This is a genomic window from Humiphilus diazotrophicus (assembly GCF_059726315.1).
Genome location: NZ_AP040870.1, coordinates 1,863,533 through 1,888,736, shown reverse-complemented (window position 1 = coordinate 1,888,736; position 25,204 = coordinate 1,863,533). Strand labels below are relative to the sequence as shown.

16 protein-coding genes, 1 tRNA gene and 2 pseudogenes are annotated in these 25,204 nt (G+C 50.5%); 8 read left to right on the top strand and 11 right to left on the bottom strand.

The genetic code is table 11. From position 1 onward, the window contains the following. Positions 1-447: 447 nt before the first annotated feature. Entirely contained in the window at positions 448-3,417 is a 2,970-nt protein-coding gene (locus AC6I7T_RS08980) for a transporter substrate-binding domain-containing protein (protein WP_497793025.1), read from the top strand. Positions 3,418-3,475: 58 nt separating this feature from the next. Here the strand turns inward: AC6I7T_RS08980 and AC6I7T_RS08975 are convergent, their stop codons facing one another. Continuing rightward, complete coding sequence (locus AC6I7T_RS08975) at positions 3,476-4,360, bottom strand: hypothetical protein (protein ID WP_497793024.1); 885 nt, start codon at positions 4,358-4,360, stop codon at positions 3,476-3,478. A 635-nt stretch (positions 4,361-4,995) separates the two neighbouring features. Between AC6I7T_RS08975 and AC6I7T_RS08970 the strand changes: the two are divergent. Together AC6I7T_RS08970 and AC6I7T_RS08965 are read left to right on the top strand one after the other, a co-directional pair. After that, positions 4,996-6,035 (top strand): annotated as a pseudogene (locus AC6I7T_RS08970) (TIGR03435 family protein). Between the two features lie 250 nt (positions 6,036-6,285). Continuing rightward, entirely contained in the window at positions 6,286-7,248 is a 963-nt protein-coding gene (locus tag AC6I7T_RS08965; RefSeq protein ID WP_497793023.1) for a TIGR03435 family protein, read from the top strand. 20 nt (positions 7,249-7,268) lie between these two features. On the opposite strand, the gene AC6I7T_RS08960 is transcribed toward AC6I7T_RS08965, so the two are convergent. Further along, entirely contained in the window at positions 7,269-8,501 is a 1,233-nt protein-coding gene (locus AC6I7T_RS08960; protein WP_497793022.1) for an IS110 family RNA-guided transposase, read from the bottom strand. Between the two features lie 446 nt (positions 8,502-8,947). On the opposite strand from AC6I7T_RS08960, the gene AC6I7T_RS08955 reads away from it, so the two are divergent. Both AC6I7T_RS08955 and AC6I7T_RS08950 read left to right on the top strand, forming a co-directional pair. Further along, positions 8,948-9,436, top strand: coding sequence for a hypothetical protein (locus AC6I7T_RS08955; RefSeq protein WP_497793021.1), 489 nt, complete (start codon positions 8,948-8,950; stop codon positions 9,434-9,436). 186 nt (positions 9,437-9,622) lie between these two features. Then, positions 9,623-9,735 (top strand): annotated as a pseudogene (locus AC6I7T_RS08950) (IS630-like element ISCARN69 family transposase); the annotation flags it as partial. 351 nt (positions 9,736-10,086) lie between these two features. On the opposite strand, the gene AC6I7T_RS08945 reads toward AC6I7T_RS08950, so the two are convergent. Both AC6I7T_RS08945 and AC6I7T_RS08940 read right to left on the bottom strand, forming a co-directional pair. After that, positions 10,087-10,512 carry a hypothetical protein gene (locus AC6I7T_RS08945; protein WP_497793020.1) on the bottom strand — a complete coding sequence of 142 codons (426 nt, stop codon included), beginning with the start codon at positions 10,510-10,512 and terminating at the stop codon, positions 10,087-10,089. A gap of 396 nt (positions 10,513-10,908) precedes the next feature. Beyond that, positions 10,909-11,193: a hypothetical protein gene (locus AC6I7T_RS08940; RefSeq protein ID WP_497793019.1), complete on the bottom strand. Its 285-nt coding sequence runs from the start codon at positions 11,191-11,193 to the stop codon at positions 10,909-10,911. Positions 11,194-11,261: 68 nt separating this feature from the next. On the opposite strand from AC6I7T_RS08940, the gene AC6I7T_RS08935 reads away from it, so the two are divergent. Next, a complete protein-coding gene (locus AC6I7T_RS08935) occupies positions 11,262-11,411 on the top strand; it encodes a hypothetical protein (RefSeq protein ID WP_497793018.1) in 150 nt (49 codons plus the stop codon). Between the two features lie 212 nt (positions 11,412-11,623). On the opposite strand, the gene AC6I7T_RS08930 is transcribed toward AC6I7T_RS08935, so the two are convergent. The 3 genes from AC6I7T_RS08930 to AC6I7T_RS08920 form a co-directional block, all read right to left on the bottom strand. Then, positions 11,624-11,700 (bottom strand) — tRNA-Asp (locus AC6I7T_RS08930). A 289-nt stretch (positions 11,701-11,989) separates the two neighbouring features. Beyond that, positions 11,990-14,419, bottom strand: coding sequence for a putative bifunctional diguanylate cyclase/phosphodiesterase (locus AC6I7T_RS08925; protein WP_497793017.1), 2,430 nt, complete (start codon positions 14,417-14,419; stop codon positions 11,990-11,992). 397 nt (positions 14,420-14,816) lie between these two features. Continuing rightward, on the bottom strand, positions 14,817-16,721 hold the full coding sequence (locus AC6I7T_RS08920) for a heparinase II/III domain-containing protein (protein ID WP_497793016.1): 1,905 nt from the start codon (positions 16,719-16,721) through the stop codon (positions 14,817-14,819). A 415-nt stretch (positions 16,722-17,136) separates the two neighbouring features. Between AC6I7T_RS08920 and AC6I7T_RS08915 the strand changes: the two genes are divergently transcribed. Both AC6I7T_RS08915 and AC6I7T_RS08910 read left to right on the top strand, forming a co-directional pair. Next, entirely contained in the window at positions 17,137-18,174 is a 1,038-nt protein-coding gene (locus AC6I7T_RS08915) for a glycoside hydrolase family 43 protein (protein WP_497793014.1), read from the top strand. Between the two features lie 80 nt (positions 18,175-18,254). Next, a complete protein-coding gene (locus AC6I7T_RS08910; RefSeq protein WP_497793013.1) occupies positions 18,255-19,856 on the top strand; it encodes a sodium:solute symporter family transporter in 1,602 nt (533 codons plus the stop codon). A 16-nt stretch (positions 19,857-19,872) separates the two neighbouring features. On the opposite strand, the gene AC6I7T_RS08905 is transcribed toward AC6I7T_RS08910, so the two are convergent. The 4 genes from AC6I7T_RS08905 to AC6I7T_RS08890 form a co-directional block, all read right to left on the bottom strand. Next, positions 19,873-20,310 carry a nuclear transport factor 2 family protein gene (locus AC6I7T_RS08905; protein ID WP_497793012.1) on the bottom strand — a complete coding sequence of 146 codons (438 nt, stop codon included), beginning with the start codon at positions 20,308-20,310 and terminating at the stop codon, positions 19,873-19,875. 300 nt (positions 20,311-20,610) lie between these two features. Further along, on the bottom strand, positions 20,611-21,192 hold the full coding sequence (locus AC6I7T_RS08900) for a phospholipase D-like domain-containing protein (RefSeq protein ID WP_497793011.1): 582 nt from the start codon (positions 21,190-21,192) through the stop codon (positions 20,611-20,613). Between the two features lie 574 nt (positions 21,193-21,766). Beyond that, positions 21,767-23,575, bottom strand: coding sequence for an ABC-F family ATP-binding cassette domain-containing protein (locus tag AC6I7T_RS08895; protein ID WP_497793009.1), 1,809 nt, complete (start codon positions 23,573-23,575; stop codon positions 21,767-21,769). Between the two features lie 6 nt (positions 23,576-23,581). Then, on the bottom strand, positions 23,582-25,192 hold the full coding sequence (locus tag AC6I7T_RS08890; RefSeq protein WP_497793008.1) for an ABC-F family ATP-binding cassette domain-containing protein: 1,611 nt from the start codon (positions 25,190-25,192) through the stop codon (positions 23,582-23,584). Positions 25,193-25,204: the final 12 nt, after the last annotated feature.

The window sequence follows — 25,204 nt, the reverse complement described above, 5'->3', positions numbered from 1 at the left end:
AACTAAATCAGTTTAAGCCTGTTTGTGAATCTTAAGCTGATACATATGTATAGCTAATGCATCGCAGAATCAGGATTTCTCCTTTTTACCTGCTGCCGACAGAACAGGCAAAAACGGGACAATAGCAGCGGTACCAAGACTCAAATCCCCAAATTATCGAGTGACTCAGAAGTAGCGTACCTGATATAAGATTGGCCCTTGGCTATCTCTCCCCCAACATGGGAGGGGTGCGAAATGGTGAGGGACCAGCAGATGTGGCGATATTCAGCGCCGCTTCGAGAGTGCAGTATCACCGATATGCATACCGACTCCTTATGGGGGTGTCTAAAGAGTTATAAGCATTCTGGTTATCAATGCAGGATGCTTCCTGAAAACAGAAACATACCGTTCTTCTTGAGTAGGAATGGTTTATCTCGTTTGCTGGGGTGTCTCCTCTTTATCTTTATAATGTCCGGTTCAGCTCTCTCTCAACCGGAACAACGAACTATCATTGTTGGCGCAGACGGCAACTACCCACCCTTCGAATTCAAAGATGAAAATGGTAATCCAGCTGGTTACGATGTTGACCTGATAAAGGCTGTGGCTCAAGAGATGGGCTTAAAGGTCCAAATTGTGGCTGGTCCCTGGGGCGAGATTCGTCGCAAATTCGATGAAGGTTCTGTGGATGTTCTTTCGGGCATGTTTTACTCGAAGGGGCGATCCTCCACAACCGATTTCTCTATTCCACACTCCTGGATTACCTATTCCATCTTTGTTCGTAAAGGGGATCGTCGGATCCGTTCAGAGCATGATCTGCCGGGCAAAAAAGTCTTACTTGAAACGGGGGATGTGTCGTTTGAGCTGTTGGCCGCCCGCGGCATCTATCCTGCGCCGGTCCTGGATCCGCAAATGGCTCTAAAGATCCTTTCGGAGGGAGGAGCCGATGCTGTCATCTCCTCCAAAGTTGTTGGGCTATATGCGATGCATCAGGCGAAAATCCGAAACGTGGAGGAGGCTGCGAATCTTGGCGTCCAACTGAAGTACTGCTTTGCCGTCCGTCGCGGACAAAACGAACTGCTTCAACAACTGAATGAAGGTCTTGCAGTTCTTCGCTACAACGGAGTTCAGCAGCGTATAGCGGAAAAGTGGCTCGGTCCCTGGCAGGGAGAGAGGTCGGTAATTAGTTATGTCCTCATTGGTGCGGCGCCTGTAATTGCTTTACTGCTTCTGGCTTTTATCTGGACCTGGACATTACGGAGAAGAGTGCGGGAAAGGACTGCATCTCTACAAAGCGAGCTCATCGAAAGGCTGCGCGCTGAATATAGGATTCTGAAGCTCAACCGCCTGTATTCAGTGATTACTCAGGTGGACAAGGCGATTGTCAGGGTTCGTAATGACAAGGATCTATATCAAGAGATTTGCAAAATCATTGTGAAGTTTGGACATCTGCCACTTGCCTGGGTGGGAAGTGTCGATGAAGAGTCTCATTCTATCCGGCCCGTGGCTCATGCTGGCGAAGACTATGACTATGTGGCAAACGTCCATGCATCGACTCTCGGTCTTGTGCCCGAAGGACTAGGTCCATCCGGCACGGCAGCTCGCGAAGGAAAGCATTGCATTATTGGTGATGTTAGTACTGATCCCGATATGGGGCCGTGGAAGGATGCTGCTCTTGAACGGGGATATCGTTCGAACGCGGCGTTTCCGCTAAAGCTACAGGGAGAGACCGTGGCGGTCCTCACCCTTTATGCTGCCGAGCCGCACTTCTTCGATGATGCTGAGGAGATCGCGCTCCTGGATGGTGTTACCAATGACATTTCTTTTGCCCTGGATGCCTTGCACCAGGAAGAACAGCGGGAACGGGCAGAGAGAGCACTTCAGGAAAGCGAGGAGTACTTCCGCATTGCTTTTGAGCAGGCGGGGGTAGGGATGGTGCTAAGCGATTCTGAGTGGAAGATCGAAGCCGCAAATGCAAGTTTCTGCGAGATGCTTGGATACACACGCAATGAACTTGTAGGCATCGGTTTTCTTTCCCCCATGTTGATGGCGCAAGACGATCTGCCTTCCATCCGGGACTTAGCCGAAAAATTGTTGCGGGGTGAGTTACCGCGAATATGTGCGGAGAGTCGCCACATACATAAAGACGGTCATCTCGTATGGGCTCAGGTAGTGATTGGGTTAGTACGCGATGCAGCCGGAAGACCCTTGCACGTGCTGCTACAGCTTCAGGACATTACGGAGCGAAAGCTCCTGGAAGGTCAGTTACTGCAAGCACAGAAGCTGGAGACCGTTGGTCGCTTGGCCGGCGGTGTGGCTCACGATTTCAATAATCTGCTCACCGTGATCAACTGCCACTGCGATCTTCTACTTAGCCGGAGGGATAGCTCAGGGGAACTGGCCGAGAGCTTACACGCGATACGCAGTGCTTGCGATCAATCGGCGGCTCTTACTCGTCAGTTGCTGGCCTTCAGTCGTAGACAGGTGTTTCAGCCGAAGTTTATCCATATGAATGAGGTGGTGGAAGAACTCAAAGATATGCTGGAACGCCTTATCGGCGAAGACATCCACTTTCGAATTATCCTGGATAGCGGAATCGGTTTCATAAAGGCTGATCCTGGATTGCTAAAACAGGTAATCATTAACCTCCTCGTGAATGCCAGAGATGCCATGCCGAGAGGCGGAGACCTGACAATTGCCACTGGAAGCATTAGTCCGGGTGATCACGACAGTGGCTGGCGAATGAAGACAGGTTCGGGACCTCACATCGTCCTTTCGATCAGCGATACCGGGGAGGGTATGAATGAGGAGATACAACGTCACATCTTCGAACCTTTCTTTACAACAAAAGCCGTCGGGAAGGGAACCGGTTTAGGGCTCTCGACAGTCTGGGGAATTATTCAGCAGAGTGGTGGAAGCATTTGGTTATCCAGTGAGTCGGGAAGAGGAACCACCTTTAAGGTCTGCTTCCCGCAGGTAGAAGTGCCCATGCTGGAGAAGCATGTCGTAGAAAAGAGGGTGGAGGTAGCTGCGGGCAATCAGACCATCTTGCTTGTTGAAGATCAAGTTGGCATTCGTCTGCTGACTACAAGAATTCTCCAGGATTGTGGGTATCGAGTTATCGCGGCTTCTGATGGGGTTGAAGCTCTTTCTCTTGCCGAGCGGAAAAAAGAACCTATCCATCTGGTTCTTACTGATATTGTTATGCCTGCAATGACAGGTATCGAACTTGTTCGCAAGTTGCGCCCAATGTACCCACATCTGAAGATCATATATATGTCGGGTTATACCGACGATGTGCTGGTTCGCCATGGAGCAATGGAGCCAGACTCCGCATATATTGAAAAGCCGTTTACTCCATCGATCCTGATCTCTAAGATTCGCGAAGTGCTGGATTCTGGAATAGCTGGCGATGACGTAGATAGCTATCGGACTGCTTGAGATTTGTAACTTCAGTCTTAGCTAACTAGACTCCATCAGAATTGCAATAGAGCTGCAGTCAGTTTTGCCTCCTAGACTGCTCTTCCTGCTGTTGCAAAAAGCTTACTCGGCAGGAGGGCAAGGGGGAAGGGATTCCCGATGCAGGTTCAGAGGCGGTGAGGGGAACACCGAGTGAGAGAATGCCATCTACCTTTCCAAAAGGCGCGAGAGTTGAGTTAAGGAAAATGCCGCGAGGCTTGATGATTCCCTTATTCCCAACCCCACCTTCAAATGGACCGCATGCGCCACCAATCCCGGACCAGGATTGTCCTCCGAGGTCAGTGACCTCTAGACTCAACCGTTGCTCTTTTGGCAGATACATAGCGGCGGGATTGTAGCCGAATCGCGGCGCCAGCATGACATGAGCGTTCCCGACCAGGACCAGAACTAGACTATCGGGGTTCTGTCCCCCGATGGATAGGAGTGCGTGTCCGAGCGCTTTATCCCGTGCGCCTGGCGCTGTTCCTGTATAGGGCGCGTCGAATGCCGCAATGGCAAGTTTAGGATGTTCTTGACGAAGAGTGCGCAAGGAAAGTAACAGGTGTAGCATGGCCTTACTTGATCTGCCATCCAGGCCATATTGCCAATCGTGTAAATTCAAGAGTTTTCTTTTTGCTTCTGGGAGATCTTCGGCAGAGAGAATTCCCTCCAGTGAGTCCTGTTCGACTGTTGATCGCTCGAGAGCGACGATTACCTTCTTACCTCTTGTGACGGCGTCGCACACGAGATCGAAGAAGATTTCCGGTGTTTCATTTGAACCATGGAGTTCTCCGACCAAGATCCAATGAAGTTGTGTTCTTGACCAGAGTTGTTCGGTGCCGGGAACGGAAGCGCATTCCTCCGCTTTTGCCTGCAGAGAAAGCAGCATACCGAGACCAAGACAAATGTAAACCCATTTCCGCATAGATCAAATCCGCATCATTTCAAGAATACGAACATCTTAACTCCAACGCTCTTGCAGTGTTTTTAGGTGCCGAATCAGGAGGCGGAAATGATCTGGTTTTTCCCAGAAAGAATTCAGGCATTTTCGATAAGCCAAGCGAATCTTGCCTAGGTTCATCCGTTCCCCTTTGCTAATCCCCTCTCGGAAAATATCCCTAATTAGATAATCCTCGTTCTTCAAATTGTGGGCTCTGGAATATCTTCTTGTGACCGCATCATTATTGCCGATTCTCCGCTCTCTCCTTAAATAGACCGGACGCTAATGTCAGATATAGATCGAAAATCTCGATACCTTGTTACTAACTTCTCAAAGAGATGAATGGCTCAGACATATATATCATATAATTTGTCTTGACAGTCATGGTTGTAGATATATAAAAATGTGAAACTAACTACAATTATTGCTTTCAAATGACGAGTCAAGATGCTAAAGGCAAATTGTTATACAGCGTGCGGTAATGTTGCTACTGACTGTGCTCGTGGGTGTAACAATATCTCAAACTGTGAGTAGAGTGAATTCATAAATACATGGTCTTGTTTGGCATGTATGAATTTTGAATCTTCGAGGGCCTGTATCGCTGTGAAGTGTGCATTGAGATGCACGGAGCAATGAAGTTCAAAGTGCTCATGAAGATTGCTTTGCGCGTTTCAGAAGGCGCTCATGCACAAGAAAGGCTTTTCGTGAAATGTATTTGTAACTACTTTTCCCGCGTGTGCTATACCGCATCTGCTATCTTGATCATGCTGGTTGGCACGGGATCCTACTCTAGCGCGCAGACAACTTCCTCTGACCTTCCTTTTGAAGTAGCAACGATAAAGCCCGTTCTTCGGGATGGTGACCATCTTTTCAACCCAGAGCATTTCTGGGCTCACGTTTATCCAGCGCGTTCTTCCTACTGGTCTATGACGTTAACGAACCTTATTGAATACGCCTACCATGTTCCGTCATACCAGGTCACCGGCCCCGGATGGATAAAAACAGACCAATTCGATATTGAGGCCAGATTCCCAAGGGAGCCACCAAGGATAACGAAAAGAAGATGCTTCAGGCTCTCTTGAAAGATCGTTTTAAGCTGTCCTTCCGGATTGAGAAGAGAGATGTGGAGACTTATTCACTGGTGATTGGCAAACACGGAGCGAAATTGAAGCCGGCGCTTCCCGATTCGATGCAGTCTGGGACGGACACGTCGTCGAAACAAGGAGAAAGGTCTGAACGGGGAGGTGATACGAAGCCGAAGTTGACCAGGAACCCTGATGGCTCAAGCACTATTGATTTGGGGAGAAGGGGAACCCAGACGATAAAACTCGATACGGAAAATTGGGCCAACCATTTTGAGCGCAGCAAGATAACAATGGAAGAATTTGCGAGTTCGTTGTCCACTTGTTTCGGGAAGGGGGTTTCCAAGGTTTACGACCAGACCGGAATCAAAGGGAGCTTTCAGGTCGCATGGAATTGCCCACTGATAGGGATTCGATCGACCAGAAGCGGAGATGCCGATGATGCTGTGCCCTCTGACCCGCAGGGCGGTGGATCGCTGAGCCGCTCTCTTGATGCGCTGGGACTGAAGATCGAGAAACGCAAGACGCCAATGGATGTCTATGTTATCGATCACGCTGAAAAGCCTTCGGAAGACTAGACATCATCTCGTCTCTTGTTCTGCGAATCACTGGTTACAAATGCGAAGGTGAGCAACAGGGAATATTGTAACTGCAGCGGTATTTCCTGAAAAGACGGAAGATCGACGGCCTCACTCCGCCGGTTTTCGTGCTGATGGTTTCGGTCCGAAGTGATTTCCCCTTCGGGGATTACGGAAGGCTGAACCCGTTGTCGTAATTCCTTCGAACGAAGTCATGTCTGCGCACTAATCACTAAGCAAGGAGATTCTTTTGAAATTCGTCCGTGGCCTCCTCCCGCGCATCTGCTGTGGCGCATGCATTCTTTCCAGCATGCTCATTGGCGTCGTGAACTCTGCAGGCGCGCAGACAGCTTCCCCTAATCCAGTTTTTGATGCAGCAACGATCAAGCCGGTCGTCATAGATCGCCTCCATCTTTCCAATGCAGCGCATGCCGGAGTTCACGTTTACCAAGCGCGTGCTTACTACCGGGCTATGACGCTGAAGGCGCTTGTCAGATACGCCTATAGAATCGAATCGTTCCAGGTGTCAGGCCCGGGCTGGATGGACACTGATCTCTACGACATTGAGGCAAGATTCCCCAAGGGCGCCACCGAGAAGAATGAACGGAAGATGCTGCAGTCGCTCCTCGAAGAGCGCTTCAAGCTCGCGTTTCATATTCAGAAGAAGGAATTGGAAAGCTATGTATTGGTTGTTGGCAAACATGGAGCAAAGCTGAAGCCTTCTCTTCCCGATCTGCCGAAGTCCGATACGGACGTACCTTTGAAGTCCGGAAGAAGTGAGATGGAAAAGGGCGACGAATGGGAGGCTCAGACGGTCAGGAATAAGGATGGAAGTATCACGAATGACATGGGGAACAGAGGAACGCAGACGTCTAAGTTTGATGTGGAAAATCAGTCCTGGCATTATGAGCGCAACAAGATGGCCATGCCGGAACTGGCGTTACTGTTGGTTCACTGCCTGGGAAGTGCGGATGGGACCAATGTGGTCGATGAGACTGGGCTGAAAGGGGATTTTCAGGTTGCAATCGACTGCCCGTTTGCTAGCTCGGGGCCATCGATACATAAAAATGCTTCCGATATGACAGCTTCAGATCCGCAGGGAGGTAAATCGTTGAACCGCTCTCTCGATGCGCTCGGGTTGAAGCTCGAAAAGCGCAGGGTGTCGATGGACGTCTATATTATCGACCATATCGAAAGGCCTTCGCAGAACTAATAAGAAACATGTCTTGTATATCAAGCGAGGATGGGTTGAATCTGGACAGCGAAGCCGAGATTTTCGAGCCGCTTGAGTAAACGCAAGGCGTGTCTTTGTTTATTGTGAGGATCGAAATGGTCAGCACCTAGGTCCTGATAGACGGTGCCATTCTTGAGCATGTGATAGGCGGTAGTGAGTAAAGAAGCAGCTACCGCACAGACGGCTTTTTTCGAACCCCGTCGTGCTCGCAAACGGTGGTACTGGGCCTGGAAATAACTTCCTTTGGTGCGGCTGGCTGCCCAGGCGCACTGCACCAGAGTCGTTTTCAGCCATGGTGCCCCTTTCTTCAAGCGCGTAGAACGGCGTTTACCAGCGCTTTGGTCGTTGCGGGGACATAGTCCTGCCCACGAGATCAAGTGACCGGAGGTCTCAAAGCGAGTCATATCGATGCCGATCTCAGAGACCAGCACCTGAGCCGCGAGGGGACTAAAGCCGGGAATAGAGTTCAGCAGTTCGACGGCGGCGCGAAAGGGTTCCACGTTAGTGTTCACCTCCTCGTCGAGGCTGGCAATGCTAGCCGTCAAGGCATCGATCTGATCCAGATGTAGTTTGAGCAGAAAGCGGTGATGCCGGGTAAGCCGACCGCGTAGCGACGCCTCCAACTCCTCTGCCGAAGCGTGAATGCGCCAGTGAGCTAACGCAGCCAAAGCTTGTGGTGCGGTTTGACCAGCGATGAGCGCTTCCAAAATGCGTCGGCCGCTGAGCCCCACAATGTCTGTCACTACGCTATCTAGCTTGATGTTGGCGTCTTCCAGCGTCTTTTGGATACGCTGGATGTGACCAGCTCGCTCCCGTACGATCTGTTTACGCGTGCGTAGCAGGTCGCGCATTTGTTGGGTTGGTTCATCGGGAACAAAGCTGGCTTTGATCAGACCGTGCGCTATCAGATCGGCCAACCACATCGCATCGTTGACGTCGGTCTTGCGACCGGGCACATTTTTCACCTGTGCCGCATTGGCCAGTGTCAATTGAAACTCGCCATCGGCCAGTATGTGCCAGACCGGCTTCCAATAGACCCCAGTCGCCTCCATGGCGATATGCGTAACACCTTTCCCGGCTAGCCAATCCGATAACGCCATCAACTCCTGCGTGATCGTCTTGAAAGTGCGGACTATGGTCTTAACCTTGCCTTGGCTCATATGGCGAACGCAGGCCACCACCGTCTCTTTATGCACATCCAGTCCAGCACAATGCGAGTAGAGAACTTCCATCGTCACTCCTCTGCGCTTGGCTTGGAACCCCGTTGTTAGAAACTCTAATAAGCGTGCTCTAAGGTCTGGTGCAACACTTTAGGCGACAATACGGGGTGCTCTAGGGTTCCGGGTCCGACTGACACACGGGCTTGTTCTGCACCAGGGAATTGACGACCTCTGTGCCTCTGCGCAATTCCACTCTATACGCTGCTGGCTCTCGTTTCATCCATCGTGGGTCGGAATCACCGGTGCGGGACTGACACAATATCAAGCTCAGCGATGCAACGGCCGCGGAACTGGCACACCGGCCCATCGAATACGATTTCGGCTACACCCTGCTGCCAGGCGACTACAGTATTAAGTTCCTGGCGCGGGACGAGGAGACGGGGCGCATCGGAACTTACCAGACAACTTTCTCAATTCCGAATCTTGCTTCAGTTAAGGACCGCGTTCCTATCAGTTCGGTGGTTCTTTCCAGCCAGCGCGTCGATCTGAAGGACGCTCTCCATGACACGGAGAAGGCAAAGGCTCGGGCAAAAGACGAAGCTGCTAACCCGCTCGTTCAGGATGGCAAGAAGCTCATCCCCAGTGTCACGCGCGTCTTCACTTCTGGGCACAAAATCTACGTCTACTTCCAGGCATACAAAGGAAAGTACGCAGATGATGTTGTTCCCGCTGCTGCATCGCCAACAACGACCAACGCAATAACATTGACCACGCGGCTGCCACTCTACGCCTTTGTGGGTCTCTATACGAATGGCAAAAAGGTTTACGAGACGAGACCTAAATCGGTCGCCGTGCCCGCCGTCAACGCCCTTAGTAAGGTTCCCTTCAGCTTCGAAATTGATGGCGACACGTTAGCACGCGGGCAGTACGAACTGCAGATTACCGTACTCGATCCGGCTAAACACCAGTCAGGCATATGGAGAACACAGGTGATGCTTGCTAAATAGGTGAGTATTATCCCGAGAGTTGAGAATTTACAACACGATTCTTCTAGGCGTCGGTTCCCTCAATGATTTGAACTGGAACCGACGGGCTGATTTTTAGGGGAAAAACTGCGCGATAAGTGAGAGGCCGTAACGTCTTGAGATGAGTTGAGTTGGTGTGTTTCAATTCGCAGAGCGGGACAATGACTAGTCTTCTTCGATTTCGAGCAACTCATCATGGTGATTGGCGACTACATCGACCGTCATAACCACAACCTGGGCCCTTCGTCTGTGTCGCTAAGGCTAAGAACGTCCTGGAAAAGGGCTTGAGCCTGCCACAAATGCTCGCAGAAAATCCGGGATTGAGCTCCAACGTAACACCGACAAGCATAATGTCTTCAATGAACTCAACCAAGGAGAGAATTAACAATCTTTGGGTAACTTAACAATAGGCAGCAAAATCAACAGTCTGGGTAGAAATGACGATATCGCTCATGAATTGGCTAATGAGAAAGAAGCAGGATGTGGCCGTGTACGTTACTGAGATCTACGCAACAGAGCTTTGCAGCATGGACCTCCGCGAGGATTTCAACGAACTCATCGACGAAGAAAAGGAGGAAGTGCCCGCTGAATCCTTCAGGCTGTCCCCCTTTGCCGAGGCCATACCGCGGCTTCTAGTTGTTTTTCGTACGACTACTCTGAACCGAAAGAACCTGCTTCTCGGCGTATTGGAGCCTCATGAACTCAGAAGAAGTCAGACTGTCTTGCATCTCTTGGTAGAGTCTTACCACAGCTTCATAGTCTTTGTTATGCCATGCAATCTCAACCTGCTTTCGTGTTGCCCGTAAACGAACTTCCTTCGTGTACTCTGCAGCATCTAAGGCTTGCTGCTCTCGAAGAGCTCGGTATGTCTCCACGTCTCCTTGAAGAAGTAATTCGCCATAGTCTTTCACCAATTGGGCCATTTGAGGGATTATCTTCTGAACGGCATCGCGGCTACTAGCCTGATAGCCAGCGAAAAGAATTTCTCCGATCTTCCCGGATTCCTTAGCCCACTTAAGCGTTTCGTATAAATTGAACCTCTCTTGGGGAGTCCCCACCCTTTCGAATTCAACTCCTATTTCATACGAACCTCTTGCATGGTAAATAGTCAAGGCCACCTTCTCGGATTGATATCGGACTAGCCCGCATTATTCATGAATAGCTGTCGGTCTCTGAAAAGCAGCAATGATGCACTTCTTTCGATTCCAGGATTTTGACCGCCAAACAGTCTGTCAGTCGCGGCCGAATGCGAAAACAGGGCTCAAGTGTGCATAGGAAGCGGGTTTCCGAGAATCCAGATCCGAAATTCATGAATAATGCAGGCTAGGGTGACTTCCTCCTTTACGAGCTGTAAACCATATTTTTCGACAAACGCAAACCCGATTTCACGGCTTCAGTGAAGCCGAGCCGCCAACGATTAGGTCCTGGAGTTGCCGTGAACAATAAAGACCCTCCTATTTGCTCAGTGGATACCAATAGGTTGTAGATGGATCATAAGTCCATCCGTGGCTCTCGACAAGATCACGTTCCGACCTGAGAAAGGCCCCAGAGAGATTCATACTCCGGACGTTAGGACCTATAGAATTAGCGGGATCGCGAATCCGCTTTCCAGAACCATCGACGTGAACATCGCGAATGGGCTTACCTTTGGCCATAGTCGGACGCAGTATGCTGGAATTCTGCGCCCAATTAGCCTTTGGGTTTCCGAGGTCTGGAAGGTCCGGAAGAAGCGTTCGCACTCCAGCCGAAGTGCATCTTCACCAGCAAGACCATGACAGGGAAGCAGCCCTACTGGCCGGACAACCTCATGAAACGTCACATCCGGCCGGTTGCAAAAGTAAATGGTATTCACAAACGTATCGGCTGGCACACCTTCCGCGACACCTTTGGTACGCTGCTGGAAAGCGAACGGGGAAGATGTGAAGACGGTCCAGGAGCTTTTACGGCACGCCAATAGCAGGATCACAATCGAGGTTTACACGCAGGCAACAACCTCCAACAAACGAGCCGCACAAAGCAAAATTGTAAAGGTGATGGTTCCAGATTTGGGTGAGACGAAGGGGAAAATACAACCTTCAAATTACTGAATAGGGAGCTTATTGCACCTATATCAAACCTAAGGATGCTGTCTTTGGGGGATGCCATCGTTCCGTAAACTCTTTGGAATGATGGCGGGGACGACGGGGCTCGAACCCGCGACCTCTGCCGTGACAGGGCAGCATTCTAACCAGCTGAACTACGTCCCCACTTTTCAACAACTACCGTCGATTTAGGATCAACGGTTTTACTACTTGCTTGCTTCAACCGCCTCTATGAATATAACCAATTTCGGCGTTTATGGACAGTGTGAGGGATAAAGAATCTGACCACACTTCACTGCCAGTCGCAAGCGACTTCAAAACGAAACTTGTTGCTGTCCCGTAATCAGATTGTAGCAAAGAATTCTGTTGCCATCGGGCTGGTGGAGAAACAATTTTCTCCTGCAGGATCAGTAACCTGAGGAAAACGGATTGTAGCGAAATTTGCCCGGATCCTTTATGCGGAGATGGGGCAGATTCCACCTACTACCAGCGGAACTGCTTGAGGCTTGAGCGGCCGGGAGAGCAGAAATCCTTGCATGTAGTCGCAGTGGAGCTCTCGTAGCTTTACGATTTGCTCGTCCCGATCCACTCCCTCGGCTACCACTTCCAGGCCGAGCGATTTTGCCATCGAGATGATGGCTTGCACGATGGAATAAGTCCCATCGTGAGATCCCAGTCTTTCCGTGAATGAACGGTCGATCTTCAGAGTGGAAATTGGCAGGCGATCAAGACGCCCCAGAGAAGAATGGCCGGTTCCAAAATCGTCGATCGAGAAACGAATTTTCTGCGTGGACAGCTCCTTCATCTGACGGGCTACTTCAGCCATATTGAACATCACTACTGACTCGGTGATCTCCAGCTCAATCCACTTTGGTGCAATCTCACTCCGCTCCAAGATGCTGAGCATCCGGTTTGCAAAGGTGCTGCTTGTGAGCTGAATTCCTGAGACATTGATGGCTACAGGAACGAGATGCATGCCATCTTTTGTCCATTCCTGTAATTGACGGCAGACTTCTTCGATGACCCACTCCCCAATCGGAACGATCAGACCGGATTTTTCAGCAATGGGGATAAATTTAGCGGGACTGACTGTTCCGTATCTTGGATGGTTCAATCGCAACAAGGCTTCCAACCCATGTACTTTGCCGTTGAAGTTGTAAATAGGTTGATAGGCCAGATGGAATCCTCCCTCTTCTAGCTGTATCCGCATGTAAGCCTCGAGCTCAAGCTCTTCTTCGGAGGCACTGCTCAGTTCTGGAGAGAGCCATACGACCTGTCCACTTCCTAACTCCTGGGCCTGACACATCGCATTCTCCGCTCCACGCCAAAGAAGAGGGACTGTCTCTCCGTCATCCGGACAGATTGCTATTCCGATGCTGAGCGGGATAGAGATCTTGTGTTCGTTAATGAGGAGAGGTTTGGAAAATGCTTCGAGCAGATTAGCGATTGTGCGTTCTGCGGTGAGGAGACTTTTTAGTTCAGTCAGGACGATCGTGAATTCTTCGCCAGCCGTGCGCGCTACGATGTCTTCCGGCCGAACATGAACACGAAGCAGGCTGGCGACACGCCTGAGGCATTCATCGCCGATGTTTGGTCCGTATGTATCGTTGATCCGCTTGAAGTGGTAGATGTCCAGACAGATGATTGCGAGTTTTTCCTGGGACTCAAAAGACTGAGCGACTGCTTCCACAAGCTTTTCGTGAAACAGCATCCGGTTCGGAAGCCCGGTAAGAATATCGTGCCGAGCCTGATGTACGAGTTGCTGACTGAGCAGTTCCCGTTCGCTTACATCGATGGCCAGGACAAAGCGACATTCTCTGCCGTGAAAGACAATGTCGTGTGCTGTGATATCCATCGGCAGAATGCTGCCGTCTTTTCGAACATGACGGGAAGCATGATTTGGCCGAGCCTGCGGAGCATGAATCTCCTCAAGCACTGTGGGGACAAAGGCCGGGTCAACGAGATCTGTAACTTTTAATTGGAGAAATTCTTCACGTGTATATTGGTGTTTTTCCAGTGCGGCACGATTGACGTTCAGAATCTCCAGAGTGTGGATGTCAAATATCCAGAGGGGATTGGGACTGCTTTGAAAGAGAAGCTGATATTCGTCGGTAAGGTTTCGTGCTGAGGCAATTTCCTCTTCGAGCACAATCAAGATCATGCCAATAGCCGTGCAAAACTTTGATGCACTCCAGATTTCATGATCGAGAGATACATCAGGCCACAAGTATTGGATGAACAGCGATATTGGAAATAAAAGGCCCCAGGATGCGAGGCCAATGACTGTTGTTACGAGCCCCAATCCAGCATGTTGCTTTCGATCGAACCAAAAATCCAGCGCAGCACATAGAAGGGACTCTGCGAGGATAGCGTAGATAACCTCCTGCGGGCGGTTAGTCCATACGGCTCCAATCATCCATACCAGACCGAGGATTTGGACTGAGCCTATGGCCGACAGCATAGACGTCCGATGCCGCAAAGTTGTCCAGCAGCTTTTCAGCACTCCCATATGCTGACAAATTACGAGTGCGTATAGCACTCCGTTGGGCGGTGGTCCGAATATCAGAAGATTTACACAAAGTAGATCTGTCGCGACTATCCACACACCCATGCGGAAGGTTTGCTGTGGGGTTTCATGGACGGAGATATTCGACAGGACAAAGCAGATGCCACTTAAGACCAGTGCACTAAAAATAAGGCTTTTCTGCAGGTGCTCGTACAGCGGCGCGGTGGGATTCCATAGTCCTGCGCAGAAGTGGAACATGACAAAAAGCCACGCCACCACCCAAAGGCGTACTTGCCGATTTGGGCGCAAGCGCGCAGCAGCTCCAAACAGGAACACCAGGAGCCCCAGCGTTACGATATTCACAAACACTGCCTGCATGCCTAGCTGATTTTCTTGAACAAATCTTATTTTGTTGTATCGGCAAACGATTTTGATCCGATACGGGGAAATGAAGAGGGTTGGAGTTCAAGAGATGACGTTTCCCATACTCGGAATGGTCGACTAGGTCGTTATGGCATAAATATTTGATTCAGATAGTCTTATATGGTTTCTGTGGCTGGGATATACGCCCGCTCTCTCCAGCCTATGTCCCTTCCGAAGAGAGTCCTGAGAGGAGCTCTATCTACAATGTCATACGGTGGTTCTACCTCTTTGTAATCTATCTCCCAGGGTTGCGTACGACTAGTAATCCTCGAAGTGCCTCGCGTCGGTCGTCAAACTAACAGCTTCATGACTCGAACTCGACTAATGTATCTATTCCCATCACTTTTAATGGCTATCGTTGTGCCCAACTAGCCATAGGGTGTATTGGGACCTGAACCTCGTCTTTGAGGGATGAAAAGACCACTGCTATGGTTTCTGGAGTCGAGATCTGAGACTGCCGGATCACCAGATTGCTGATACCCGGATTACTGGTCTGCGGATGAGGCACCTCCGTACTGGCCAAGGCAAAGGTGCAATTGGACGGAGAGAGCAGGCGGACCTGAATCGTGGCTGCTCCTTTCTTCAGCGTAGCTGTTCGTTTGTCCGGCGCGATTTCTACCTCTGCATCTGTATGCAGGTTCCAGACGATATCGACCGCGCGTGACGGTATTACCTCATCCTGGATGAGGACTCTTTGTCCATCGAGAATGGCTACGCCTCGTCTCCATCTCTGCAATTTGTTTTTATATGCCGTATCCAGGTTGGCGATACTAAAGAGCTTGGAACCCGTGTCCTCTGTCATGAGGAGAGGTGCAACAGCATCCAGATCCTCATTTTGGCCGTCAATGGTAAGCGTATTGTGCCCCTCGGTTCGAGTTCGATAATACGTCCATCGTTCCTTACCGAAGTATCCCGGAAGTCCATAGCTGTCGGATGCCAGGTCGACTGCCCATCGTTCCCCCAGCCCATCCAATACAAAAGAGCCGAGGTCGAGATGTCCGTGGTTTGCGTGCGCATCTCCGCCTTTGAAGCCTATAAACCATGCTTGAGGAATATCCCAGGCGGAGCGCATGTATGCCTGAGCAATGCGGGAGAAGCTTTGTATACGTGGAAGCTGTGTGTCTGCGGATGGAGAAGGCGCGAGAGCCGCCCAGAAGAGTCCGAAAGTCGCAAAGCGAATGCTCTCTCTTACGGCTGCTCTTGGAGTATTTCCGTGAATTGCCAGTTCCAGCTGCCGTTCCTGCATTGCGTATTCAGGGCGATTGAAGCGACGGGCAAACCAGAACATTTGTTGCGCTGGAAACGCCGCAGGGTGTGCATCGCCGAAATTGGCATAGAGTGCAATCGGTCCGAGCGATTGGATGCGATATTCGGCCGTGTGAGAGAATCCTTGCTCATTGGCCTCATTGAAATCGGTGCCGATAGAGGTGTCGAGAGCGGCAAGATACAAAACGTTATAGATGGTTGCGTAATTCCAGTAGACAGGGCCTTCTTCAAATCCTCCATCGGGAGCGAAGAGCTGCATCGTTTCAGCCATATTAGAACGGGCACTATCTACAACCTCTTTGGCCAGAGAGAGGTTTTCGGGCTGGTCCTGTTCTGCTATGGCAAGAACGCCAACTGTTTCTCCTCCATTACAGACTTGCGACCAATTATTTCTGAAGTGCACATGATTGGCGCGAACTCGTTCCAGCCAGGGCAGAATCCCCTTGGTGATCATGGCGCTTCGAATTGCTGTGCGATCTTCGGGAGCGAGCAGGGGATAGAGCCAGTCATATCCCACACCGAGCGCCGCGGTGAGCTCGGCAGTGTCGAGGAAATGTCCGGGATTCCAGTTGGGGAAAGCCGCAGCTGCCTGCATTTCCTGGATTGCTCTTTCTGCGAAACGTTTATCGCCTGTAATGCGATAAATTCCGGCAAGAGTGAAGATGCGATTTTCTACATCTCTTGCAACAGGAAGAAGAGTAGAGTCCGCACCCCACAAAGCATATTTGTGAGGAGGCACTAGAAGGAGCGATTCACCACGAGAGAGCAGATCCTGGTAAAGAGTTTTGACGAATGGATCAGTATCAATTTTCTGCTTGATTGCCGGCAATTCGCTGTCTTTGATAAACAATCGGGGGTGTGTCGGAGCAAGCTGGCGCTCAAGTACAGATGTTACCGATGGAAGGTCTTGTGCGTTGGCTCCAGGTGAGATAGGAAGGAATGGCGATGAGCCAAGAAGGATGAAGCAAAAGAAATGGTGAAGTTGGAGCACGATTTTGGATCACTCCCATCAGCTGATTCGCAAGTTCCGTACTGTTCTAGAGACGTATCCCATAATTGAATCGTTTCATTCTACGATTATTTTCATTTTCCTGTCCGCTTAATTGGCCTATGCTTTAGCGTTTTCAGGAAGATAAATTTGCGAGGCGAATCATGGCCAACTTGGATTTCGTATTCTTTCCTGTCGTATTCTGCTGCGCATAATTACCCCTCCGGCTACATCTTCCTACAGAAATAAGTCTGAAAACCTTTTCTTGACAATGACGTTTTCGGGCACCTACTATGTTCCGCGTTCATGTGTATACGTTTACCGCCGTGATCCAGGTGCGTAGAAACGCAGCATGATAGGTCCTCCAAGAAGTGCAGATAAATCTTGAGGCAATTCTCAACCCAAAAAAGAATCAATCATGAACAGATCCAGAATGAATCGTCTGAAATACCTTCTAGTTGCTCGCCTGGTCTTTGCGGGAGCAGTGGTCTCCAGTTGGTCGGAAGCGAAAAAGGATAAACCTGGGTTTGCTCCCGGCGAGCTTTGGAATGACACGAAGGGTGTTCCGATTAACGCGCATGGCGGTGGCTTTCTGTATCGTAACGGCGTCTATTACTGGTTCGGAGAATTTAAAACAGAGGGATCACAGGGAAATCTCGCTAACGTGGGAGTCTCCTGCTACTCATCGAAAGATCTCTATCACTGGAAGAATGAGGGAATTGCGCTCAAAGTTTCGGATGATCCGACCAGCGATATTGTGAAGGGATCAATTATCGAACGTCCCAAGGTCCTCTATAGCGAGAAGACCAAGACCTACGTCATGTGGTTCCATCTGGAATTGAAAGGAAAGGGCTATTCAGCGGCTCGTGCCGGTGTGGCAGTTAGTAAGCGACCCGCAGGTCCTTATTCTTTTCTGCGAAGCTTTCGTCCTGACGGTGAAATGTCGCGTGATATGACACTCTATGCCGACGACGATGGTAAGGCATATTTGATCACTACTTCAGAGGACAATCAGACGCAGCATCTTTCGCAATTGACCGATGACTATCTGAATACAACCGGGCATTTCGTTCGCATTCTGGAGAAGAAGTCTCTGGAGGCCGCAGCGGTTTTCAAGGCAAACGGGCACTATTTCTACATCGGCTCGCATACTACCGGCTGGAATCCGAATCCTGCATTTGCCGCTGTAGCCGATTCGTTAGCTGGTCCGTGGAAAGAGCTTGGGAATCCATGCCGGGGTGAAAACGCCGAGCTTACGTTTGGAGCCCAGAGCACCTATGTGCTTCCTGTTCAGGGAAAGCCTGGAGCCTTCATCTTCATCGCGGATCGTTGGCGTCCAAAGAATGCAATTGACGGCAGATATGTGTGGCTGCCAATCGATATGCAGGGCGATACTTTTTCGATTACCTGGCGTTCGCAATGGGATTTGCATTATTTTGATTCGTCCCGTCGCTGAGTTGCGGTAAAAATAAACAGGATATCCACCGTACACCGCAGATGATTGGAATGTGGTCGAGAAAGTGTGTCCAGAGCTAAATGAATTCGTCCGGTATTCAACTGAACACCCTCGATCTTTCGATTATTGGAATCTATTTTGCAATCAATATCCTCATTGGCTGGATCGCAAAGCGCAGAAGCGAGAACTCCGCGCAATTCCTGAATGCGAGTCGCTCGCTGCCCGTTTGGATTGTGACTCTATCTTTCCTTGCAGCGAATTGCGGCGCCCTGGAACTGATGGGGATGGCTGCAATGGGTGCTCAGTATGGATTGAAAGCCGCGCATTTTTATTACATCGGTGCGGTTCCGGCGATGGTTTTTCTTTCCTTGTGGATGCTTCCTGCATACAGGAATAGCAATGCGCAGAGTGTATTGGAGTTTCTGCAGAAGCGGTATAACGAGTCAACGCGCTTAGCGACAGCGATAGCTCTCGGGCTTACGATGCAGCTGCTTTCCGGGATAAGTCTCTATGCCGTTGCAAGAATCCTGCAGGTGGTGTTGGGGTGGAGCTTTCAGTCCGGAGCATTGGTTGCAGCTGGAGTCGTTCTTACTTATGTCTACCTCGGAGGAGCGCGAGCCACGATCTATAACGAGGTATTGCAACTCGGGATTATTTTGGCCGGAATTATCCCTCTCGTGGTTGTAATTCTCCGACGTGTCCATGGCGTTCACGGATTGCTGCAGCAGATACCGGCAGACAAAGCCCATATGTGGAGTGTTCTGCCACTGTTTTCTCCTACTTCTCAAATGGACAGCGTCGGTATCGTTTTTGGATTGGGCTTTATCCTGAGTTTCGGCTACTGGTGCACTGACTTTGTCCTCATGCAACGAGCTCTAGCAGCACGCAACGTTGCTGCTGCGACACAGGTTCCTCTCTGGGCCGCTTGTGGGAAATCTCTCTTTCCTCTTTTGGTCGTGTTGCCTGGCGTCGCTTCCATTGTTCTGCTCCCTGGGCGGTTTCAGGGAAATTACGATCAAGTGCTGCCGACGCTAATGTCGTCGTATCTGGGGCACGGTCTGATGGGGCTGGGCGTTACGGCGCTTCTGGCCAGCCTGACCTCCAGTCTCGCAGCAAATGTAACTGCTTTGAGTTCTCTATGGACAAATGATATTTATCGTACTTTTTTGAGTACGAAACGTCAGGAATCCAGCTATATAGCCATGGGGCGATTTAGCACAGTAGTGATTGTGGTCTTCAGCTTTGCTACCTCCTACTTTGCCTTGCACTTTTCCAACCTGATGGAATACATCCAGCTCCTGTTTTCATTGTTCAATGCGCCACTATTCGCGATTTTTATCTTGGGTGTCTTCTCTACCCGGGTTACAGCGAAGGGTGCTTTCCGGGGCTTTTCGATAGGCGTTGCAGTTGCCTTAGCACATAACGCTATCGCTGGTTATTACGGAAAGTTCTATGGCAGTCGTATGGCGATGGATTTCTACGGGGCAGTCTTGGGATTCACGACGACCATAATTCTGGCGTGGTTGTTCAGTATCAATCAACCTGCTTGGGTGCAGCTACCCAGCAGTCCTAAGATTTATCCTTCCGACAATGGAAATGAGGCTAAACGCAGCGGAGTTACCTGGCTGTTGGCGATAATCCTTCTTGCCTTTTGTATTGCCATCAACATAATTCTTCGTTGAAGGTGGAGGCCCTTAGTCACCGACGATACATGTCTTCCTTTAGGACCTTGCATCCTCTCCAGCCCCAGTAGACTTTGTGATATTGAATCAGCCCGGCATCATTGAGTTCCATGGATTCGACAAAGTCCATCTGTTCTCCATCAGGAGTTACACGCGGGTATTCCCATATGATCCGCTTGCCATCTGTGAAGTAACCGGTGCGGTAGTAATGGCGTAAGGTGGGCTTGCGGGTTGCTACCTCTTTGAAGAATGGCCGCATCTCGTCATGGCCGTGACATACGCCGATCTCAGTATTCATCAGATGAGGAATTAGTGGGCTCTCAATGGTGGCATCTTTCGCATAGAGGGCTAATAAGGCTTCGGCATCATTGCGAGAAAGTGCTTCATCCCATTCTCGATAAATTCTCTCCACCCGATCTCTGACCGTATCGAAAGTCCATGCATGTGCTGCCATGATTTCCCCTTTCTGTTGAAGAGAAGGTCGAGAAGTGGAGAGCGTTGCCCATCCTTGGAAAGGACATTGAAGTTTCCACGAAGGTTAGAACTAGAGCAAAACCAGCGTTACTATGTCCTGTTCTAATTTGGCGATGTGCAGGTTTTCTTGACGAAAAACCTGCGTAGGGAGTTGTGGTTCGGGATACACCTACGCTGGTTTCGTTCTAAGAATGAAAACATTTTCGGTAACAAACATCTGCTTCCGTTACCCCCAATACCGGATCCTTTCAAAAGCAAGCCGGTTCGGTAGGATGCCTGTTTACTGGATGATTTGGTTATCGGTGCGGTTCCAGATCTGATCGAAGACTTGTTCGAAATGCTGAATAGCTGCCGGGGAGGTGACGATAACCAGGGAATTATCCTGCCGCTTTTCCCCTGTAGGAGACCAATTGGCAGAACCGTCGCGGAGAATCTTGCCATCGACGCAATAGGACTTCAGGTGTTGCAACGTAGAACTGCCCTTCACGCGAATTTGGATATTGGGTTCTCCTTTGAAGAGGGAGAGAGGATCGTCCCCGGTATTCTTTTGGGAGGCACGTCCCATTTCTTCTTCAAACTGTCCCTGATCTCTATAGAGCCGAATTTTCACCCCATGCTGTGCACGATCCCTAACGGCTTCTGCAAGAAATCTGTCAGTAAACGCATACATCGGCATGTCGATGGAATGTTGAGCGCCGCGGATCAGGTTGATATCGATGCGTTCCAGGTCTTCCTCTGGAGAGTAGTGAATCTCTGTTTTGCCTGGCTGGCTGTAGGCGGTGGATGGATAAGGAGTGGAAGTGCGGCATCCAGCGAGAAGGATAGGAAGGATAAGGATAGAAAAACGGACAGACGATCTCATACTGAACCTTAAGATAACAAGTTTGGTTCAGCTTTATGGCCCAAGAGAATCAGGAATCAAATCCTATTCTCTTGGGCCATATCGGGTAGCAGACTAGGACGATGACTTTGCCTTAGCTGCGTGATGTTTTGCCCAACGCCGCTTCTGAGCGTCAGCGATCCGCTTTCTTGCTGCGGGTGACAGGTTGCGCTTTCCGGCTGTCTTGGTTGCTCCAGCTTTCAGCGAGGTTGGTAGGTTGACACCAGTGCTTCCGGAGAGGAGTTTCCGTGCTTCCTGGAGCCGGAATATTTCTTTATCAATTTCTTGAACAACGTTCTCTAGGGACATAATGCTAATAGCATACCTATCTGTGGAAAGATAGCCAACTGACAAAAGTTTTCTTTATCCGCTTACCATCGGTTTATGCCAAAAATTTTGACCTGACAGGATAGGCGGGATGCCGGTCCGGGAGGTAGCTTCCTCCCACTTAGGGGCTTTTTTCTACTTCCTTGTCTGGGTTGGATGGAGGGGGGAGCTGTTCGCTTTCTCGGAATAGGAACAGCCCTTAATTCTTTGAATTTACCTGAATAGGGCGTTAATTTAGCTTAGCTTCCAATTCCGCCCAACGTGCATACAGGTCATCTACTACCTTTTGTGCGGCTTCTGTCTCAGCCAAAGCCGATTGCAGACGTACCGCATCGGTTACAACCTCTGGTAACTCCAGAAGTGCTTTTTTAGTAACTAGGGCTGCTTCTGCTTCCGCTATCCGCTCCTCGATAGAGGCATAGTCCCGGGCATCTAGATAGGAAAGTTTCTTTTTTGCAGAGGCTGAAGTTTCGTTTTTAGATACTTCAACGGGCTTAGCCGAGGTATCGACTTCTTTTGTTGTCTTGAGCTCTTGGAGCCATGCTTCCCACTGTGCATAATCGGCAAACCTTGCGGCATTTCCTTCTCCATCCAGGCCGAGAACAACATTAGATACCTGGTCGAGTAGATAGCGATCATGGGTTACGAGAACTACAGCTCCGGAATATTCCAGAAGGCTTTCCTCAAGGATTTCAAGTGTGGGAATGTCCAGATCGTTTGTGGGCTCGTCGAGTAAGAGCAGATCGGCCGGTTCCAGCATTAGTTTCGCAATCAGGATTCGTGCCCGTTCTCCTCCGGATAGGCGACCCACGGGCTGGTTTAGTTGATCTCCCGTAAATAGGAATCTTGCAGCCCAGGAAGCGACATGGATAACCCTATCCTGGTAGATAACCGAATCAGAATCGGGAGCAAGAGCGCGACGCAGAGTAACATCCGGGTCCAGAACCCTGTTCTGGTCGAAATAGACGATTCTCAATGCTGCGGCTCTTTTGATTTCGCCTCTTGAAGGTTCTAACTGGCCTGTTAATAGCCTCAGAAGTGTGGTCTTGCCACTTCCGTTGGGGCCAACCAGTCCAACGCGCATCCCGGCTACCAATGGGAAATCAAGGTTAGAAAAGAGGGTGCGGTCGCCAACCGAGTAGGTTACCGATGCTAATTCTACTAGCCTTTTTGTCTGGCGGTCTGTCGCTGTAAAGTCGATTGCGGCAGTTTGGGTGCGTATACGCGAGCTTACATCGGCTAACTCAGACATCAGCTCGTGAGCTTTGTCGATTCTCGCCTTGCTCTTGGTTGTTCTGGCCTTGGGACCTCGGCGGAGCCATTCGATTTCCCGTCTTACTCTATTTTCGAGGGCATCCTGGCGTCTTGCTTCCGAAGATAGAAATTCTTCTTTCTGGACAAGGAATTCGCTGTAATTTCCGGTAACACGGAGTAGTCCGCTGGGATATGCACGATTCAGCTCTGCCATGCTGGTTGCTACGTTTTCCAGGAAATAGCGATCGTGACTTACTACGACGGCGGCAAAAGGGGACGAAGATAACAATTCTTCGAGCCATTCGATTCCGGCAAGGTCCAAGTGATTCGTCGGTTCGTCTAGGAGGAGAATGTCTGGCTGTTGCGCGAGAGCTTCGGCAATAGCCAGCCGTTTTTTCCATCCGCCGGAAAAGGTAACCGCCTCGGTTTCAAACGATTCAAAGCCTGCCCGGCCCAGAGTTTCGGCGGTGCGTCCCTCCCATTCGTTCTCGGGAACCTGCGCCCGGGAGAGAGCTCGATGCAGGATGCTTCTGGGCGTCTCGCCCGGCGCAAAATCCGAAACTTGAGCAACATAGGCCAGCTTTGTATGCCGACGGTAGGCAACTTCGCCTGCGTCCGGCTCGATGTTGCCGCCAAGGATACCGAGAAGGGTGGATTTGCCGGAACCATTCGGCCCGATGAGACCGATACGATCACCTTCTTCCACCACGAAATTGATATCACGAAAAAGGGAGTTGGCCCCGAAGCTTTTCGTCAGGGCCTTTGCGTTCAAAATGGGAGGCACTTTTCCTTACCTGCGTGTAGTCCCTGCAGCAGAGACGTACTCTTCGTACGGTCCCTTGAAGTCGTCAATTGTGTTTTGGTCGAAGTGCCAGATGCGGGTTGCCACTTCATCAATCATGTCGTGATCGTGGGTTACCAGCAGCACCGTGCCCTCGTAGCGCTGAATTGCAATATTCAGCGCGTTGATGGATTCCAAATCCAGGTGGTTTGTCGGTTCGTCCAGCACCAGGACGTTGGGCTTGGTCAGCATCAACTTGCAGAACAGCAGTCTGGCTGCTTCGCCGCCGGAAAGCGCATCGGTCATCTTTAGCCCTTCTTCTCCGCTGAAGAGCATCTGTCCCAGAAGGCCGCGAATATCTTCCTTTGTGGCCTTAGGATCGAACTGATAGAGCCAGTCGGTAACCGTCATGCCCTTCTGAATGATATTGGAGACGTCTTGTGGGAAATAGCCGATCTGGGCTTCGTGGCCCCACTTGATATTGCCCTCGTCCAACGTAAAGTCCGATTCGGCCACATCCGGCATCACGCTTAGAAGTGCCTTGATCAAAGTCGTTTTGCCCACACCGTTACGGCCCATCAAGCAGATCTTTTCTCCGCGCATCACCAGGCCAGAGAATCCATCGATAACCTTCAGATCTCCATAAGCCTTTCCGATTCCTTCGAATTCGAGAGCGTGTTTCCCCGAGGGGCGATTCTGCTCGAAACGGATATACGGGCGTTGGATGTTGGAACGAGCCAGGTCGTTGGTCTGCAGACGTTCCACTTCCTTCTTACGGCTGGTTACCTGACTGGAGCGGGTGCCGGCGGCAAAACGGGCAATAAACTCGTTGAGCTGGGCAATCTTTTTCTCGCGCTGGGCATTTTCGGCTTCCAAACGGGAACGGATCTGCGTCTTGGCCAGAACCATGTCGTCGTAACCACCGGTGTAGGTGATGATGGTCTGGTAGTCGATATCGGCTGTGTGAGAGCAGACGCTGTTCAGAAAATGGCGATCGTGGGAGATGGTGATCAGCGTTCCTTCAAACGAGGTCAGAAAGTCCTGAAGCCAATGAATCGAGTCCAAATCGAGATAGTTCGTAGGCTCGTCCAGCAGCAACGCTCCCGGTTTACCGAAAAGTGCCTGGGCTAATAGGACGCGAACCTTCTGTCCGCCCTGAAGTTCGCCCATCTTGCGTTCGTGCAATTCGTCGGGAATATCCAGTCCCTGAAGCAGAATCGCCGCATCGCTTTCGGCGGTGTAGCCATCTTCCTCTCCGACGATGCCCTCGAGTTCGCCAAGGCGCATACCGTCTTCGTCGGTCAGCTCTGCCTTTTCGTAAATCCGGTCCCGTTCTTCCATGGCAGCCCATAATGCGGCATTGCCCATGATGACCGTGTCGATCACGCGATAGCTGTCAAAAGCAAACTGATCCTGGCGCAGGACGCCCATGCGTTTGGGGCGTACAACCGATCCTTTTTGCGGCTCAAGTTCGCCGGTGAGGATCTTCATAAAGGTCGATTTTCCGGCACCATTCGGTCCGGTCAGACCATAGCGACGGCCAGGAATGAAGTTTGTGGTGACTTCCTCGAAGAGGATCTTTGAGCCATATCGCATGCTCACGTTGTTGACTGAAATCATCGTTATCTTTTT